This is a genomic window from Thermaerobacter litoralis (assembly GCF_054654595.1).
Genome location: NZ_BAAIES010000011.1, coordinates 1 through 16,862, shown reverse-complemented (window position 1 = coordinate 16,862; position 16,862 = coordinate 1). Strand labels below are relative to the sequence as shown.

Annotated in this window: 13 protein-coding genes and 2 pseudogenes; 12 read left to right on the top strand and 3 right to left on the bottom strand. The window is 68.6% G+C overall.

The genetic code is table 11. The features are described 5' to 3' along the window. The first annotated feature begins 106 nt into the window (after positions 1-106). Positions 107-1,465 (top strand): winged helix-turn-helix domain-containing protein, encoded by a 1,359-nt coding sequence (locus ACYQ02_RS10805; RefSeq protein WP_460040426.1) that lies wholly within the window; start codon positions 107-109, stop codon positions 1,463-1,465. Between the two features lie 194 nt (positions 1,466-1,659). Continuing rightward, positions 1,660-2,319, top strand: a pseudogene (locus ACYQ02_RS10800) (transposase); the annotation flags it as partial. Between the two features lie 118 nt (positions 2,320-2,437). On the opposite strand, the gene ACYQ02_RS10795 reads toward ACYQ02_RS10800, so the two are convergent. Next, the gene (locus ACYQ02_RS10795; protein WP_460040425.1) at positions 2,438-3,301 is read right to left on the bottom strand and encodes an aminoglycoside adenylyltransferase domain-containing protein; all 864 of its coding nucleotides are present in this window, start codon (positions 3,299-3,301) and stop codon (positions 2,438-2,440) included. 756 nt (positions 3,302-4,057) lie between these two features. On the opposite strand from ACYQ02_RS10795, the gene ACYQ02_RS10790 reads away from it, so the two are divergent. The 4 genes and pseudogenes from ACYQ02_RS10790 (at position 4,058) to ACYQ02_RS10775 (ending at position 5,872) form a co-directional block, all read left to right on the top strand. After that, positions 4,058-4,609, top strand: a complete 552-nt coding sequence (locus tag ACYQ02_RS10790; protein ID WP_460040424.1) for a VanZ family protein — start codon at positions 4,058-4,060, stop codon at positions 4,607-4,609. Continuing rightward, positions 4,599-5,066, top strand: a pseudogene (locus ACYQ02_RS10785) (transposase); the annotation flags it as partial. The gene ACYQ02_RS10790 and the pseudogene ACYQ02_RS10785, both read left to right, overlap by 11 nt. A 207-nt stretch (positions 5,067-5,273) precedes the next feature. After that, positions 5,274-5,588 carry an AbrB/MazE/SpoVT family DNA-binding domain-containing protein gene (locus tag ACYQ02_RS10780; protein ID WP_460040423.1) on the top strand — a complete coding sequence of 105 codons (315 nt, stop codon included), beginning with the start codon at positions 5,274-5,276 and terminating at the stop codon, positions 5,586-5,588. Further along, positions 5,585-5,872 (top strand): PIN domain-containing protein, encoded by a 288-nt coding sequence (locus ACYQ02_RS10775; RefSeq protein ID WP_460040422.1) that lies wholly within the window; start codon positions 5,585-5,587, stop codon positions 5,870-5,872. Before ACYQ02_RS10780 ends, ACYQ02_RS10775 begins: the two co-directional genes overlap by 4 nt. Before the next feature lie 681 nt (positions 5,873-6,553). On the opposite strand, the gene ACYQ02_RS10770 is transcribed toward ACYQ02_RS10775, so the two are convergent. Further along, positions 6,554-6,886 (bottom strand): hypothetical protein, encoded by a 333-nt coding sequence (locus ACYQ02_RS10770; protein WP_460040421.1) that lies wholly within the window; start codon positions 6,884-6,886, stop codon positions 6,554-6,556. Between the two features lie 599 nt (positions 6,887-7,485). On the opposite strand from ACYQ02_RS10770, the gene ACYQ02_RS10765 reads away from it, so the two are divergent. From ACYQ02_RS10765 to ACYQ02_RS10745, 5 genes are all read left to right on the top strand, one after another. Next, entirely contained in the window at positions 7,486-7,842 is a 357-nt protein-coding gene (locus tag ACYQ02_RS10765) for an AbrB/MazE/SpoVT family DNA-binding domain-containing protein (RefSeq protein WP_460040420.1), read from the top strand. 3 nt (positions 7,843-7,845) lie between these two features. Further along, positions 7,846-8,280, top strand: a complete 435-nt coding sequence (locus tag ACYQ02_RS10760; RefSeq protein ID WP_460040419.1) for a type II toxin-antitoxin system VapC family toxin — start codon at positions 7,846-7,848, stop codon at positions 8,278-8,280. Positions 8,281-8,959: 679 nt separating this feature from the next. Continuing rightward, positions 8,960-10,030 carry a uroporphyrinogen decarboxylase gene (gene hemE, locus ACYQ02_RS10755; protein ID WP_460040418.1) on the top strand — a complete coding sequence of 357 codons (1,071 nt, stop codon included), beginning with the start codon at positions 8,960-8,962 and terminating at the stop codon, positions 10,028-10,030. A gap of 182 nt (positions 10,031-10,212) precedes the next feature. After that, positions 10,213-10,638: a BrxA/BrxB family bacilliredoxin gene (locus tag ACYQ02_RS10750; RefSeq protein WP_460040684.1), complete on the top strand. Its 426-nt coding sequence runs from the start codon at positions 10,213-10,215 to the stop codon at positions 10,636-10,638. Positions 10,639-10,747: 109 nt separating this feature from the next. Then, entirely contained in the window at positions 10,748-11,212 is a 465-nt protein-coding gene (locus tag ACYQ02_RS10745; RefSeq protein WP_460040417.1) for an OsmC family protein, read from the top strand. Between the two features lie 228 nt (positions 11,213-11,440). Here ACYQ02_RS10745 and ACYQ02_RS10740 read toward each other — a convergent pair whose 3' ends face one another. Further along, complete coding sequence (locus ACYQ02_RS10740) at positions 11,441-12,331, bottom strand: sulfite exporter TauE/SafE family protein (RefSeq protein ID WP_460040416.1); 891 nt, start codon at positions 12,329-12,331, stop codon at positions 11,441-11,443. Positions 12,332-12,772: 441 nt separating this feature from the next. Here ACYQ02_RS10740 and ACYQ02_RS10735 point away from each other — a divergent pair, with 441 nt between their 5' ends. Then, a complete protein-coding gene (locus ACYQ02_RS10735; RefSeq protein ID WP_460040415.1) occupies positions 12,773-16,450 on the top strand; it encodes a DNA polymerase III subunit alpha in 3,678 nt (1,225 codons plus the stop codon). Positions 16,451-16,862: the final 412 nt, after the last annotated feature.

Sequence of the window (16,862 nt, the reverse complement as noted above, 5' to 3'; positions counted from 1 at the left end):
GAGGTGCCGACCTGATGGACAGCCAGCACCACTGCCGCCAGCGGGCAGGGAGGCGCCCATGCTGCGCTGCTGCGGCTAGGGCCGGCGCCTCGGGAGGCGGGCGATGATGGGGCGGACGCCGGCCGCGAGTCGGCACGCCGGTGGTCAGGACGGGCAGGTGGTACGGGTCAGCCGGCAGGCGGCGGCCAACTTCTTGCTGGAACGTCTGGGCTTGCTGGGGGGCGCCACGCCGGCTCCGTTGCCCGCGGTTCGACACCCGTCCGCGGTGCCGCCGGCTCCCGATCCGGCCGGCGGCGGTGGCCCCGCCGGGGGCGGGGCGGAACCCTCGGATGCGGCGCCCGGGATCCGTCGCCGCAAGGCCCGGACCGGGGACGTTCTCGCTGTCCTAACCCGGCTCGGTGCGGTGCAGCTGGATCCGGTCAACGTGGTGGAGCGCAACCACCACCTGGTCTTCTTCAACCGCCTGCCGGGTTACCGCCCGGCCCTGTTCGAGCGACTCTACGAGGAGGGCCAGGTGTTCGAGGCCTGGTGCCACGCCCGCTGCGCCCTGCCCGTGAGCTGGTATCCCGCCTTCCGCCCGGCATTCCGGACAGTGTCCGCCGACCGGCTCGACCCCGCCGTGCGGGAGTGGATGGGACGCATCCTCGAGATGGTGGCTACGGAGGGCGCCGTGTCCCCGCGACGGATCGACTCGGATGAGCGGGTCATCGGCTACTGGGACCGGGACGTGCCGGCCACTCGCGCCGTCAGCCAAGCCCTGCAGCACCTGTGGGAGGAAGGCCGGCTGGTGGTCCGCTCCCGGCGGGGCAACGAGCGCACCTACGATCTCCCCGCGCGGGTCCTGCCGAAGGAGGTGCTGGTCCGGGAACTGGACGCTGGCGAAGCGGCAGAGGAGAGGATCCGGCACTACGCCCAGGCCATGGTCCTGTTCGACCCCGGTGACCCGTATTTCGGCTGGCAGCGTTGGCCCGCCCCTCGCCGGCGGGAGGAGGCGGAGCGGCGGGTGGCCGTCGGGGAGTGGGTTCGCGTGGAGATCGAGGGGGTGAAGCGGCTCTACTACGCGGCGGCAGAGGATCGCGAGCGGCTGATATCGGCCGGCGAGCTACCGGAGTCCCACATAGCCAGGTTCCTCCCGCCCCTGGACAACCTGCTCTGGCGCCGGAGCCGGGTGCGTGACCTGTTCGGCTTCGACTACACCTGGGAGATCTACGTCCCGGCAGCCAAACGGCGCTACGGGCCGTACACCATGCCGGTGTTGTACCGAAACCGCCTGGTGGGACGCATCGACCTGGAGTTCCGGCAGGTCACCCGCACCCTCGTTGTGCATCGTCTCGCCCTCGAGCCGGCGTACGAGCGCTGGAGCCGGTCCATCCAGCGGGCGGTGGCGGCGGAGGTAGAGCGACTGGGACGGTATCTGGGTGCGGCGAACCTCGAGGGGACGGCGCTCGTGGCCAAGCCGTCCTAGGAGCCTATTTCTCGACCCCAGGTATTTCCGCACGGTTGCCCCCACGCAGGGTTAAGTGAAGCCATCGATTGGAATTCTCCGTCGCCCGAGGTGTCCCGATGGCCTACAACGTCCGCCCGGTGAACCGTGACCCACTGTATCTGCTCCCACCGAGCCTTCGCGACTGGTTGCCCAAGGACGGTCTGGCCTGGTTCCTGATCGATGCGGACAGCCGGATCCTCAAGACCCGGCAGGGCTTTGTGCAAGCGTTCAACGCCCAGGCGGTGGTGACCGAAGAACAGCTCATCGTGGCCGCGGCGGTGACGCAAGACGCCAACGACGTGAGCCAACTGCATCCGATGCTCCAGCAGGCGCAAGCCAACCTGCGGGCCGCGGGCGTGGACAAGCCCATCCGGGCCGTCGTGGCCGACGCGGGGTACTGGAGCGAGGCGAACGTGAAGCAGGCGCCGGCGGATGGGCCGGAACTGTTCCTGGCGACGAGCAAGGAGCGGAAGCAGCGCCAAGTCTGGAAGGACGCACCCCCTCCGCGGGGCCGGATCCCCAAGGGGCTGAGCCTGCGGGAGCGGATGGAACGCAAGCTGCGGACCCGGCGAGGGTAGGCCATCTACGCGAAGCGGAGCCAGACCGTGGAGCCGGTGTTCGGGCAGATCAAGGTCGTGCGAGGGGCCGACCGGTTCCTGCGTCGGGGGCTGGCGGTGTGTGACAGCGAGTGGAAGCTGCTTTGCTTGACCCACAACTTGCTGAAGCTCTGGCGGAGGGTGACCAAGGGGTCCGCGTCCTTACCCTTTCGTTGCCCGGCTGCGGTGCCGCGTAGAAGGGCAGCGACCGGGGCCCTCTCACCGACGCGATGCTGACCGCCAACCCATGCGATGTTGCTGTATCGACTCAGTACCTTCCAGCTCGTCCCGATCAAGTCAGTGTCCGTGAAACAGGCTCAACTGTCACCCCTCCCGCTATGTGTGCGTTCTCCGTCTAGTGACCGATACCCCAACCCAAGCGCGGCGCCATGTACCGTATGAAGCCGGCAAGCTGCTCGGACGATAGGTCCAGGGCATCCGCCTCCCCCCGGTACACCTTCAGGACCCGATCCACCACCTGCCTGTGAGGCCCAGGCAGCGTGCCCACCGCCCATTCCCCGGCCTCGGCCTTACCCGTAACGCTGCTATCGACGAAATACCGGAGAATACGGCAGAGGTTGAGTACGACGTAGACGGGATCGCTCGTGACGGATTCCAGTGCGCCGGCCACGTCCGACAGGATGGCATCCCGGTAATCGGCCGGCGGAACGGGTGGAAACACCTTATCGATTGGCTCCCCGTCGAGGACGATCCCCCGTTCCCGGACAATGGTCACATGGGCGGCCAAGTCCGGGTCGACAAGGGGCATAATTGCCCGGGGATCAAGCCCCCTGGCCAAAACGTTGCGCACGCGGTCTCGCCAGTGCTCACTGTAGTGGAATGTGAACGGGGCGGGGTGTCTCCAGGGGTCAAGATCTGCTAGCTGTAGCACATGGACTTCGAAAGGGTACGGGTTTCCTGACCGTTCGAGAAGCCAGGCTGCCAGGGCCCGGCGGAAGCCGGGACCCGGATCCCGCCGGCTCACCGTCAACAAATCCACGTCGCTGCGGCGGGGGTTGAAACCGCCGAGCGCTAGTGAACCGTGTAGGTAGACCCCCACCATATCCGGGCCTAGCAGGCGCCGTACCAAGTCTACAAAGTTCTTCACGGCTTCACGGACGGCGGGCGGGCAGTGCGGCCATCGACCGACAAGACAGAAAGCATCCTTGGTGTGTACGTCTGACTTTATTCCCCGGACATCGGCCTCGTTGCCGCGCACCCGAGGGTTCCTCCTCTCTGTTGACTCGCCTGGACCCCCACCAGCGCCGTCTGCCCCAGGGTTGGCCAGGGCCCAACTCCTTGAGATGGCGTTTCTTCTCGGGGGCACTTCGTCCCCAGTATCCCCGGCCATTTCGGCCACGACAACACCCAGGAGGGCCCGGCAGGGGTCGTCTGGGGATGTCGCACCGGCCGGATTCACCCCGGCAACCCCAGGGCTACAGCCTTGAAGCGTCGTAAACCGGCCCTACCAGATCCTTTGCACAAATAGTCTGCAATAATAGGACAAAAGCGCTAGTATGTGGGAAGGAAACAGTTCAGCATCTCTGCGTCTATTCCCGTGATCTCGTCGTCGCTTGCATAGGCCATCATTCCCCTTGATTATCCGGTACAATATGCATCGTCGCGTCCGGCGGGTTCCGAAGGGGGGCTGATGACATGCTAGGAAGGCAGTAAATCCTACTGCTTGCAGGAGATTCTTGAAGAAGCCGTAAGCTTGACAGCGGTACTTCACGTAGGCGCCAAAGTCTTACGGTAAGGGGGATGCGGAGATGCGGCTACGATGGTTCCAAATAGTGCTCGTCATAGTCCTTATTACCTCATTGACTGCGCCAGCCCTCGCAAACAGTGCGTCATACTCATACACCATGGAACTTCGCTACATCAACGGAAAGAATAACGGTGTAGTAGGGGGTTACTCCACGTGTTAGTCGATATAGATACCTTCGCACTTCCATATATAGTGGTGGCGTGCGTCGTGCTCTTTTATTTGCACAAAAGGGGTGCTCCCCCGGGCCGAACATTTGTTCTTGGAATTATTCTTATATATGCGCTACTGATCATCAACCTAACACTACTTCCGATCCGTATTGACCAAGGCTACAATGAATGGGCTAGAAGCGTCAACTGGAGGCACTTCGTAACAATTTCAATGTCTGGTCTTTCTGCCTATTTGAGCGCCCGTCATGGCATCGGCAACATTCTCATGGGTATTCCGTTCGGAATTTTGTTTCCATTTGCATCAGTCGGTGCAACATCGACAAAGGTCCTTGTTATGTCTTTAACACTGTCCAGTGGTATTGAGATTGCCCAGCTCGCCCTGAACGTATCTGGCTATGCGTTTCCATTCCGAGAGATAGATTCTAGAGACGTTGTGTGTAATGTACTCGGGGCCATGATTGGCTTCGCGGTGTTTTGGATGCTTTCCTGGAGATACCGCGGCGTGGTGCAGGCACCCCCGCATCAAGGTAAGATATGGCGTTACTTCCATCTGGCATTGACAAGACAACGTCCGCCCGGTGAACCGTGACCCACTGTATCTGCTCCCACCGAGCCTTCGCGACTGGCTGCCCGAGGACGGTCTGGCCTGGTTCCTGATCGATGCGGTGGAGTCAATGGACCTGCGGCCTTTTGCGAGTGGTACCGCGCCCACGGTTGGGATGGAGAGAGCGACGCCCCTTCCATCATGGTGACGCTCCTGGGTACGCCGACTGCGTCGGCGAACGGTGGAGCCGGCGGTTCGAGCGGTTGTGCCGCGAGGGCGTGGCCTTCCGGGTGATCACTGGCAGCCAGAAGCCGGATCCCGTGACCATTGCCCGCTTCCGCCGGCGCCACGAGCGGGAACTGGCCGCGCTGTTCACCCAGGGGCTGCGGCTGTGCGGCGGGGCGGGCCCCGGGACGGTGAGTGTGATGGCGCTGGACGGGATGAAAGTCAAGGCCCACGCCCCGCTGGCGGCCAACCGAACCACGATGCGATTCGCCAGGAAGACCGACCAATTCCATGACATCCGCCTCCCGCCGGAAGGGTGACGGCACGGCTACGCCGGATCCTGTATGACTGTAGTCATCCTTGCATAGAGGTTGCGATAGGGATGCACTATTCCGCATGAGAGTCGTCAAATCGGAATCGATCGCACCAGATTGACATGAAGGGGGGAAGGCGGCGGACAATGAGGGCGCGAGGTGAGGGGCTCATGGCGATTCTCCGCGTTGGCGGCCGTGGGCAGGTCACCCTGCCGGTGGGGATCCGGGAAGCGCTTGGCATTGCCGAAGGGCGAAAGATGGTCTGCTACGTGAACGAGGACGGCGACATCGTCCTGCACCCGCTTCCAGCACCCCGGTCCGTCGAGGAGGTGGCGGGGGCGCTGGAAGGGAAGGGGGGCCGGCCCCTGGATGACGCCCTTGAGCGGGCGGCCGGCGAATACGCCGACGCCTGGCGCGAGAGCCAGCCCAAGCCGCAAGCGGCCACCGTATGGCGGGACGCGGCGCCGGCAGGGGGTGTCTCGTGACGGAGCGGTGGCTGCTCGATACGAACCTCATCATTTACCTGCTTGCGCCCGATCAGGCGCCGAGCGACGCGGTGCGGGATCGGGTGCGGGGTCTTTTTGAGCGGGTGGCCCGGGGTGAGGTGGCCCTGGTCGTGACGCCCGTCGTGGTGTTTGAGACCTTGCTCGTGCTGTCCGGCTTCGACCTGCATCCCCGTGAAGCAGCCGGCCTTGTCGAGCGGGTGCTCGCCTTGCCCGGGGTGGAGTGTGAGGACGAGGAGCACGTCCTGTATGCCCTGAGCCGGTAGTCGAGGAAGCTCGACTTCGTGGACGGCTATCTTGCCTCGCGGTCCCAGGCCGAGCCATGCCGGGTCGTCTCCAACGACCGGGACCTCAAGCGCCTGGCGGCGCGGCTGGCGGAATGGTGAGGCGAAAGGGGAGATGCTGTGGTTGCCGATTGCCGAGCTCCTTCGAATCGGAGGGTGGACGAGGCGTAATGGGGTGAAGAGGGCCATTCAGGCGCTGAGGCCTTGCTGATGTCGTGTCCCAGGCCGGGTCAGCATCAAACCTCCCGTCACGACGAGGGCGGTGCAGATCCCGTGGTCGGTCGTCTCTGCAATCGCTGGTAGAAATCCTCTGGCAAATGGCGATGACCGAATCCGAGAATTTCGGTAAGGCACCGTGACAACGATACACGACCCGAAGGTCGGCCCGAGTGCGTTGTGCCGGCCGACTCTGGAAGGCATGCCGGCGCCAGCCGTGTAAGCGTCCTCGAAGGTTTATCCCCCGCTGATGCAGATGGACCATCTTGAGCTGGTGAAAAATGGCCGCCAACGCCCGCGCATGGTCTTCGGGGTCCGGATACGCCTTCTCAAGATCCCGAAGATCGTTCCACACGTCCGCCTCGTTCAGGAGCAAAAAGTCATACTGCGCAAGCTGTTCCACAAAGTGGAGGCTGTTGAGGCGGTGATGCGTGTGGGTCCCTGCGGTTACTCCTCCCCCCGCAGGCGGGCACGGAGGCGTTCCGCAACGATCGGTGCCGGCCGGCGTTCGCGGTGGAGGCGGTCGCTCCAGAGCCGTTCAATCTCCAGTTCCTCAAGTCGCTCTTCAATCTCCTCGACGTACGCCTCAAGCTGCCGCAGCGCCTCCCAGGCCTGCGGACTCAGGAGAACACCCACCACCTCCTGGCGGTGGGCAACCCGCAACTTGCCCCGCTCAGCCAGCTTCTTCATCCAGGCGGCCGACCGGAGTTCAGAGAACGTCACCTGCTCATCCAGCTCGAAGCCGCTCCGGATTTCCTCCCGGAGCATCTCAAGCGGCATCTCGGGTCCACCTCCCATGCCTCTGCGTCACCCCCAACGAGGTGGAGTCAGTTGCACGGGCCCGGACCATTACCGTGCTCCAGCGCCGGTCCCGCGTGGCAGGCGCCAGCTCCCGATCGGCCAGGTGGGCCGGCCACCGTCGGGCCCCGTCCCGGTCGAACCGGGCCAGGTCCGCGTCGGTCAAGGCCTCGGGGTCCTTACGGAGCCGGCCCCCGAGCCAGCGGCAGAAGTCGGCCAGGTCCCGGCGGGCTCCTCAAGGCTCGAAGTCCGCAGGCCCCGTTCCACCCGCTTCGTTTCGAGGTACTGCTCGGCTCGTTCGGGCAGTGGCGTCACAGGACCAGCGCCTCCTTCCAGCCATCGCAGCGACCGCTCAACCCTTTGCGCCCGGCCTGGCGGCCCTGCCGGCCAGGGCCCGTGCCATCGCCGCCCGGGCCGACCGCATGTTCACCCGTGTCCCCTCGCTGGACCCATTATCGCATCGGAGCCGGCGTGCCGACCATGGAGGCTGTCGCCCTTTCCCGCAGATTAAATTCGGATGAACATGCATAGACTCCGAACACAAAGGGGATTGTTTGAGTTTATCCTGCGGAGGTGGTAGCATGGGGACGCGAGGTGATCGTGCCGTGGCCATCGTGAAGATTCTGCAGAGGGGGCAGATGACGCTGCCCAAGGCCATTCGTGAGCGCGTGGGGCTGGAGGAAGGGGACGACGTGCTCGTGTACGTCAACGGCCAGGGGGAGATCGTGCTCTACCCGCTGCCGCGGCCGCGGAGCCTCAAGGAGCTCGGCCGCGTGCTCAAGATCGACCGGCCCGTCAGCCCAGCGGAGGCGCGGCAGGCCATTCGCGAGCACCGGGCCCGCCGGTGGACCGAAAAGGACGGCCTGGAAGAGGCGGGGACGCAGGGCCTGGCGCAGGCGGCTGCAGGCGGGGAACCGGCCGCGGAGCGGGTGGAATAGCTCGTGAGCACCTGGTTGCTCGACGCCAACGTCGTCGTGTATTGCCTGGCCCGGGAGCATATCCTGGCGAACCCGCAAGCCGCGCACCTGCACGAGCGGCTTGAGGCCCTCGACCGGGCCCTGGAGCGGGTCATTGCCGCCGGGCACCGGCTGCGGATCACGCCGGTCGTCGTGGCTGAGACGCTCTATGTCCTCGAAGGCGCGTACGGCTACAGCCCTGCCGAGGCGGTCGCAGCGCTCCTTCAGTTTGTCCGGGCCCCGGAGGTGGACGTGGAAGACGAAGAGGCCGTCCTGGCCGGACTCCGCCACCATGCGGCAGGCCAGCTCGATTTCGTGGACGGCTACCTGGCGGCCCGGACGACCGACGAGGACGTTTCCCTGCTCACCAACGATCGCGCCATCGCGAGGTTCACGGACGCCCGCGTGGTGCAGTGGTAGGCCCCGTCCCGAGGCGAGCCTGATGGCCGGGAATCGCAGCAAAGAAGGTGGGCTTGGGCATGGCCACGGGGCGGGTGATCGGCCCGGCGGACACAACACAGTACACTGCACGACGGTGGGGACCGGGACTTTACAGTCGGTGTTTTTGGGAAGGGTTGTTGGATCATATGGGAAACGAGTAGCAGTTGAACCACGTCATCGGCCCTAACCACCCATCGAACCCGAAGGAGTGGGCGTCTGGCGTACCCTCTTCGGTATACCGGTGGGCGTGGCTGAGTATGAGCTGCCAGACGTAGAGTTCAACCTGAACACTTCCCGCCTAGGTATCGTGTGGGGTTCGTTCCTGTTGCTACAAGCTTTCCTTGCGCGCCAGTTGGTCGTGGCATGGAAACGAGCCCACTCAACGTAGACAGGATCAGTCTGCTTCCTCCAGTTCCCTCCAATTCGACGCCAAGCGCACGATCAAGGCAACGCGCCGGACTGGTCTGGTGATTGCGGGTCGGTCAATGGGTCCGCCCTCCATGCCGAAGGGCGCGCCCAGCGTGGAGGACAGGTCCGGCAAGAGCAGAAGACGGGAGACCCCGGCTGGTTCGTCCGGCAGGCAGCAGGCTGCGGGGTGCTACAATGGCAGTAGATCCGCCAATGGCAGTCGATCCGCCGGCAGCCAGGAGGGGTTCCGTTGACGCCCAGCCAGCGCTTTCTCGCCGCCTGCCGCCGCCAGCCCGTCGATCGCACGCCCGTCTGGTTCATGCGCCAGGCGGGCCGGATCTTCCCGGAGTTCCGGGCGCTCCGGCGGCAGTACGGCTTCGTCGAGCTGATGCAGCACCCGGACCTCTGCGCCGAGATCACCGTGATGCCCGTCGAGCGGCTGGGGGTCGACGCGGCCATCCTCTTCGCCGACATCATGACGCCGCTTCAGCCCCTGGGCGTCGACTACCGCATCGAGCCCGGGGTGGGGCCCGTGGTGGGCCAGCCCCTGGCGGCGGCCGCCGACCTGGAGCGGCTGCGCCGGTTCGACCCGCGGGAGGAACTGGCCCCGGTGCTGGAGACGGTGCGGCTGGTCCGGCGGGCCCTGGGCGACCGGGTCCCCCTGATCGGGTTCGCCGGCGCGCCCTTCACCCTGGCCTGTTACCTGATCGAGGGCCGGCCGTCCCGGGAATTCCACCGGGCCCGGGCGCTGATGTACGGCGATCCCGCCTTCTGGCACGGGCTGATGGAGCGGCTGGCGGAGACGGTCCTCGACTACTTGCGCGCCCAGGTGGAGGCGGGGGTCCAGGCGGTGCAGCTCTTCGACTCCTGGGTGGGCGGGCTGGGGCCGGCGGCCTACCGCCGGTTCGTCCTGCCCTACTCGCGCCGGGTGCTGGAGGGGCTGGCCGGCCTGGGCGTGCCGCGGATCCACTTCGGCACGGGGACCGCGGCCCTGCTGCCCCTGATGGCGGAGGCCGGTGCGGAAGTGGTGGGGGTCGACTGGCGGGTCGACCTGGACCGGGCCTGGGAGGCCATCGGCCCGGAGAAGGCGATCCAGGGCAACCTGGATCCCGCCGTGCTGCTCGCCCCCTTCGAGCAGGTGGAAGAACAGGCCCGCGAGGTGCTGCGCCGGGCGGCGGGCCGGCCGGGGCACATCTTCAACCTGGGCCACGGCGTGCTGCCGGAGACGCCCGTCGACCACCTGCGGCGGCTGGTGGAGCTGGTCCACCGGGTGACGGAGCGGCCGGCGGAGCCGGAGCCGGAACCGGTGGCGGGGGCGTAAGCCTGCCGGGGTGGCGGTTGCGCCGGCGGGCACCGCCAGGCCGCCTGCGGGCCGGTGAGATCTGAAAACTTCGGCGTGCGGGACGCGGGACGAACGGGCACAGCCCGCCCGCCCGGCCGGCCGGCTGGCCGCCGGAGCGGGTGCCCACGACCATGAGGGGAAAGGGAGGGATCCCCGTGAGCATGGAGATGCTCGACATGTTCTTCGCGCCCATGCGGGAGGAACTGGTCCGCCTGGGCTTCACCGAGCTGCGGACGCCGGAGGAGGTCGACGCGGCCATGGCCGAGGCTGGGGAGGACGAGACGACCCTGGTCGTCGTCAACTCCATGTGCGGCTGCGCCGGCGGCATCGCCCGGCCGGCGGTGGCCATGGCCCTGGAGCACGAGCGGCGGCCCCAGCGGTGGCTGACGGTCTTCGCCAGTCAGGATCGCGAGGCGACCGCCCGCATGCGGGAGTACTTCACCGGCCAGCCGCCGTCGTCGCCGTCCATCGCCCTGCTCAAGGGCCGGCAGCTGGTCTACATGATGCACCGCAGCGACATCGAGACCAAGACGGCGGAAGAGGTGGCGGCCGAGCTCAAGGCGGCCTTCGACCGCTTCTGCGCCTGAGCGCCGGAGGCGGCAGGGCCGGGAGCCGGACCGGGGACGGACCCGCCGGCCGCCGCGGCGGGCGGGTGATGGGGGTGGCGGCCACGGCGAGGGCGAGGAGGCGATGGCGATGAAGCGCGGCACGGTGCGGTGGAAGGGCGGTAGCCGGTACGTGGGCGCCAACGACCTGGGGCTGGAGGTGCCCTTCCAGGGGGCGCCCCGGGAAGGGGAGCGCCGGGAGGCGCCGTCGCCCAAGGACCTGGTGCTCCTGGGCCTCGGCGGCTGCACGGCCATCGACGTGGTGGAGATCTTGAACAAGATGCGCCAGCCCCTGGGGGCCTTGACCATCGACCTGGAGGCCGACGAGCCGGAGGAGCACCCCAAGGTCTTCACCCGGGTGCGGCTGGTCTACCGGCTGGAAGGCCATGGCCTCGACCCCGAGCGGGCCGTACGGGCGGTCACCTTGAGCCAGCAGAAGTACTGCGGGGTCAGCGCCATGATCGGCAAGACGGCCGCCATCCACTACGCCGTCGAGGTGAACGGCGAGCGGGTCTACGAGGGCACGGCGGGCGTCGCCCCGGCGACCACCGGCTGAGCCCAGGGGCGGGGTGCGATCACCCTGGCCGGCGGCGGGGCCGGCTCGGGGCGCGGCCGGTTCGGCGGTGCAGGGGAGGCAGCGGGCGCTGGGGGATCCCCATGGGCGGGGTTGCGGCGTGCCGGTGTCGCCGGGCAGGGCGTCCCGGCCGGCGAGGCCCGGGGCCTGGGCCCGGGGCCCTGGGCTCAGAATGCGGGGCCCAGGGCCCTGGCGCTCTGGGCCTCCGGTTCAGTCCGTGGCCGGGTGCTGGACCTGGGTCATGGCGCCCCGGCGGCTGCGCACGGCCGCCTGGATCAGCAGCCCCAGGCAGACGGCGGCGACCACGCCGTAGCCGAGGAGCCGGGCCAGGCCGGTGATGCCGGCGGCGCCGAACAGGGTGCGCAGGTTGACCAGCAGCACGGCGGTCCCCACCATCACCCCCAGGACCTGGGCCGGCAGCTTCCGTGCCATCCAGGCCGCCAGGGGTGCGGCCACCGCCCCGCCGGCCACCAGGGCGGCCACCTGCAGCCACGCCACCCCCTGCCACCCCAGGGTCAGGGCGAAGCCCAGGGTGGCCGATACCGCCACGGCGAACTCGGCGATGGACACCGAACCCACCACCTGGTGGGGGGGCAGGGTTCCCCGCACCATCAGGGCCGGGGTGGCGATGGGGCCCCAGCCGCCCCCGCCGGTGGCGTCCAGCAGCCCGGCGATGAACCCCAGGGGCATCACGTAGCGCAGGCGCAGGCGGGGCGGCCGCTGGCTCCGGGGCATGGCGGCCAGGGTGAACCGCACCAGGATGTACACGCCCAGGATCAGGAGGAACCCGGCCACCACGGGCCGCACCCGCTCCGCCGGCAGCGAGGCCAGCAGCACGGCCCCGAGGAAGGCCCCGACGGCGCCGGGCAGCACCAGACCCCGGACCGTCGGCCGGTGCCAGTTGCCCATGCGCCAGTGGGACAGGCCCGACACGGCGGTGGTGATCGTCTCCGCCAGGTGCACCGAGGCGGAGGCGGCCGCGGGAGCCAGGCCGTAGAGCAGCAGCAGGGACGACGACGTCACACCGTAGGCCATGCCCAGGGCCCCGTCCACCAGCTGGGCCACCAGGCCGACCAGGGCGAAGACCAGCAAGCGGTGCAAAGGGTGTCACCTCCCGAGGCGACGGGCTTCGGGCGGGATGGCGTCCGTCCGCCGCCCGTTGCCCGCGGGCGCCCGTCCCGCTTTGGCCGGGCGGGAAGAACCGGCGGGCCGGGCGCGTGTCACGGACCACCCTATGGACCGCCCGGGTGGGCGGTGCGTGTCCGTGGCGCCCAACGCGGTCCCGGCGCCCCTTCGGGGCCGGAGGGAGGTGCCCCGCCGAGCAGGCGGCGACGTCCTGCGGGGCCGGAAGCCGGGCGCCAGGCCGCACGATTGACGAGTATTCTAATTGACTTTATAGGATACGGGCAATCCCCGCCGACCAGGAGCCGCTCTGCCCTGTGGCGAAGGGGGACAGGGACCGGCGGGAAACAAAACCGAACGTGGGCCGTGCGCGAGAACGTGGAAACAGGGAGCGGCCAACGGCAAACCGGAGGGGTGGCGATGCAACCCTTCGTCCACCTGCACGTCCACAGCGAATACAGCTTGCTGGACGGCGCCGCCCGCGTGGGCGAGCTGGCCGCGCGGGCGGCGGAACTGGGCATGCCCGCCCTGGCCCTGACGGACCACGGCGTCATGTACGGGGCCATCGACTTCTACAAGGCGTGCAAGAAGCACGGGATCAAGCCGATCATCGGCTGCGAGCTGTACCTGGCCCGGCGGACCCGTCACGACCGGGAGCCCAAACTGGACGACCAGCCCTATCACCTGCTGGCCCTGGCCCAGAACGAGACGGGCTACCGCAACCTGATCCGGATCGTCTCCCGGGCCTACGCCGAGGGCTTCTACTACAAGCCCCGGGCCGACCGGGAGCTCCTGGCGGAGTACAGCGAGGGCCTGATCGTCACCTCCGGCTGCATCGGCAGCGAGATCCCGCGGCTCCTGCTGGAGGGCCGGGAGGAGGAGGCCCTGCAGGCCGTCCGCTGGTACCTGGAGGTCTTCGGCGACCGGTTCTACTTCGAAATCCAGGACCACGGCATTCCGGAGGAGCGCCGCGCCTACAACCGCATCCTGGAGCTGGCCAAGCGGTTCGACGTGCCCGTGGTGGCCACCAACGACGTCCACTACCTGCACCGGGACGACGCCGCCGCCCATGAGGTGCTGCTCTGCATCCAGACCGGCAAGACCCTGGACGATCCCGGCCGGATGCGGTTCGACGGCCCGGAGTTCTACCTCAAGACGCCGGAGGAGATGGCGGCCCTCTTCCGGGACGTGCCCGAGGCCCTGGCCAACACGGTGCGGCTGGCCGAGCGCTGCCAGCTGGAGTTCGAGTTCGGCCGGTTCCTCCTGCCCCACTACGAGGTGCCGGAGGGGCACGACGCCGCCTCCTACCTGCGCTACCTGTGCGAGACCAAGCTGCCCGAGCGCTACCCCAATGCCGGCAGCGAGGTGCGGGACCGGCTGAACCACGAGCTCGAGGTCATCACCCGGATGGGCTATCCGGCCTACTTCCTGATCGTGTGGGATTTCGTCGACTACGCCCGGCGCAACGGCATCGCCGTCGGCCCGGGCCGCGGCTCGGCGGCCGGCAGCCTGGTGGCCTACGTGCTGGGCATCACCGACATCGACCCGCTGCGCTACAACCTGCTCTTCGAGCGGTTCCTCAACCCCGAGCGGGTCACCATGCCCGACATCGACATCGACTTCGACGACCACCGGCGGGACGAGGTCATCGAGTACGTGGTGCGCAAGTACGGCCGCGACCGGGTGGCCCAGATCATCACCTTCGGCCGCATGCTGGCCCGGGCGGTGATCCGCGACGTGGGGCGGGTGATGGGCCTGCCCTACGGCGAGGTCGACAAGATCGCCAAGATGGTGCCGGCCCAGCTGGGCATCACCCTGGATCAGGCCCTGGAATCCAGCCCCGAGCTCAAGCAGGCCTACGACCAGCAGCCCGTGGTGCGGCAGCTGGTAGACATGGCCCGCAAGCTGGAGGGCATGCCGCGCCACGCCTCGGTCCACGCCGCCGGTGTGGTGATCGGCCGTGACCCGTTGATGGAGCACGTGCCCCTGCAGCGGATGCAGGACGGTTCCACCGTCACCCAGTTCCCCATGACGACCCTGGAGGAGCTGGGGCTCTTGAAGATGGACTTCCTGGGCCTGCGCACCCTGCACGTGATCCAGGAGACGGAGGCCATCATCCACGCCACGGGGGCGCGGGATGTGCTGGCCGGGACCGGTGACGGGGACGCCTCCCCCCGGGCCGGCGAACCTCGCTTCCGCGTCCGCGACATCCCGCTGGACGATCCGGCCACCTTCGAGGCGATGAGCCGGGGCGACACCGCCGCCATGTTCCAGGTGGAGTCGTCGGGCTTCACCCAGATGCTGCGCGCCCTGCGGCCGTCCAGCATCGAGGACCTGATCGCCGCCGTCGCCCTGTTCCGGCCCGGCCCCCTGGGCTCCGGCATGGTGGACGACTTCATCAAGCGCAAGCACGGCCAGGTGCCGGTGGAATACCCCCACCCGTGGCTGGAGCCGATCCTCAAGGAGACCTACGGCACCATCGTCTACCAGGAGCAGGTCATGCAGATCGCCAGCGTGATGGCCGGCTTCACGCTGGGCGAGGCCGACCTCTTGCGCCGGGCCATGGGCAAGAAGAAGCCCGAAGAGATGCAGAAGCAGCGGGAGAAGTTCCTGGCCGGGGCCGCGGCCAAGGGCATCGACCGCCAGCTGGCCGAGCACATCTTCGACCTGATGGAGTACTTCGCCGGGTACGGGTTCAACAAGAGCCACTCGGCCGCCTACGGCTACCTGGCCTACGTGACGGCTTACCTCAAGACCCATTACCCGGCGCCCTACATGGCCGCCACCTTGAGCAGCGTGATGAGCAACTCCGACCGGGTGGCCGAATACATCGCCGAGTGCCGGCGCCTCGGGATCCCGGTGCTGCCGCCCGACGTCAACCAGAGCCAGGCCCGTTTCACCGTGGTGCCCGACCCCGCGGCGCCGGGCGGCCAGGCCATCCGCTTCGGCCTGGCGGCGGTGAAGAACGTGGGTTACGGCGCCATCGAGTCCATCGTGGCGGCCCGGGAGGAGGGGGGACCCTTCCGCTCCCTGGACGACTTCTGCCGGCGGGTCGACCTGCGCCAGGTCAACCGGCGGGCCCTGGAGAGCCTGATCAAGGCCGGGGCCTTCGACAGCCTGGGCCAGCCCCGGGCCCGGCTGGTGGCGGGCCTGGAAGAGGTGATGAACCGGGCCCAGCGCTGGCAGAAGGAGCGGGAGACGGGCCAGGTGTCCCTGCTCGACCTCTCGGCGGCGCTGGCCGGGGCTGCCGGCGGGAACGGAACCGGCGGGGGCCGGAGCGGGGCGGGGCGCGGCCGGGGCCGGCGACCGGCGGTGGAACCGGCCGGGGCGGCGGCTGCGGCAGGCGCCCGGCTACCGGCCGCCGAGGGGGCCGAGGGAGGGCCCGCCGGGGGTGGGCCGGGCGCCGAGGCCGGCCTGCTCTGGGCGGGCGAGCTGGAGACGACGGAACTGCCGCCGGTGGAAGAGTGGCCGCCCAACCGTAAGCTGGCCATGGAGAAGGAGGTCCTCGGCCTCTACCTCTCGGGGCACCCCCTGGCCCACTACCAGCGGGAGCTGGCCCGGCGGGTGACGGCCACGACCCGCCAGCTGGCGGAGAAGGAGGACGGCGCCCGCGTCCAGGTGGGCGGCCTGGTCCAGGGGGTCCGCCGCATCACCACCCGGGGCGGCGAGCTGATGGCCTTCGTCCAGCTGGAGGACCTGCAGGGAACCGTGGAGGTGGTGGTCTTCCCCCGGACCTACGCCGAGGCGGCGGAGGCCCTGCAGGAGGACGCGGTGATCGTCGTGCGGGGCCGGGTCGACCGGCGGGAGGAAGAAGACCCGCCCAAGGTGGTGGCGGAGGAGATCTGGCCGCTGGTCACCGGCAAGCGGCTGGTGGTCGCCCTGCCGGCCGGCGGCCCGGACGCCGTGGAGGGCGTGCTGGCCCGGGTGCGGGGTGCCTGCCAGCGCCATCCGGGGACGTCACCGGTGGTGCTGGTCTTCCCCGGCCGCGGCCATGCCCTGCAGGTCGACGCCCAGTACTGGGTGACGCCGCGGGCGGAGCTCTTGCAGGAGCTGGCCCGGGTGGTGGGCGACGACGGCTTCTTCCTGGACGACCACTGAGTACCCCCGAGAACCCCTGAGAACCCCTGAACCTCGTGGCGGCCTGGGCCGGGGGCCCGGGCGATCCGGGGTGGGAAGCTCCGGGCGACCTGGGCTGGGGGGCCCCGGGGCGACCTGGGGCGGGGCCCCAAGCGATCCGGGGCGGAAGGATCCGAGCGGCCTGGCGCGGGCGGTCTGGGGCGAGAGGCTGCGGGCGACGCGGGGTGGGGGCTCCGGGCGACCTGGGGCAGCGGCGCACGATCCGGCCCGCAGCCATGCGCGGAAGGACGGTGTGGAAGAACCAGCGGAAGGCTGGCGCGGCAGAACCACAGGATGCGAACCGGCGGCCGGTGACCGCCCCGTCTCCCGCGGGGCGGCCCGGCCGGGCGGCGGGAGAGGAGGGAACGGGTTGGCGGAGCGAGCGGCGAAGGTG

What these genes read in the sequence shown, in the direction of transcription:
- ACYQ02_RS10805 (WP_460040426.1), top strand. Translation starts at nt 107, where the DNA reads ATGGGGCGGACGCCGGCCGCGAGTCGGCACGCCGGTGGTCAGGACGGG.
- ACYQ02_RS10780 (WP_460040423.1), top strand. Translation starts at nt 5,274, where the DNA reads ATGGCGATTCTCCGCGTTGGCGGCCGTGGGCAGGTCACCCTGCCGGTG.
- ACYQ02_RS10770 (WP_460040421.1), bottom strand. Translation starts at nt 6,886, where the DNA reads ATGCCGCTTGAGATGCTCCGGGAGGAAATCCGGAGCGGCTTCGAGCTG.
- ACYQ02_RS10765 (WP_460040420.1), top strand. Translation starts at nt 7,486, where the DNA reads ATGGGGACGCGAGGTGATCGTGCCGTGGCCATCGTGAAGATTCTGCAG.
- ACYQ02_RS10750 (WP_460040684.1), top strand. Translation starts at nt 10,213, where the DNA reads ATGGAGATGCTCGACATGTTCTTCGCGCCCATGCGGGAGGAACTGGTC.
- ACYQ02_RS10745 (WP_460040417.1), top strand. Translation starts at nt 10,748, where the DNA reads ATGAAGCGCGGCACGGTGCGGTGGAAGGGCGGTAGCCGGTACGTGGGC.
- ACYQ02_RS10735 (WP_460040415.1), top strand. Translation starts at nt 12,773, where the DNA reads ATGCAACCCTTCGTCCACCTGCACGTCCACAGCGAATACAGCTTGCTG.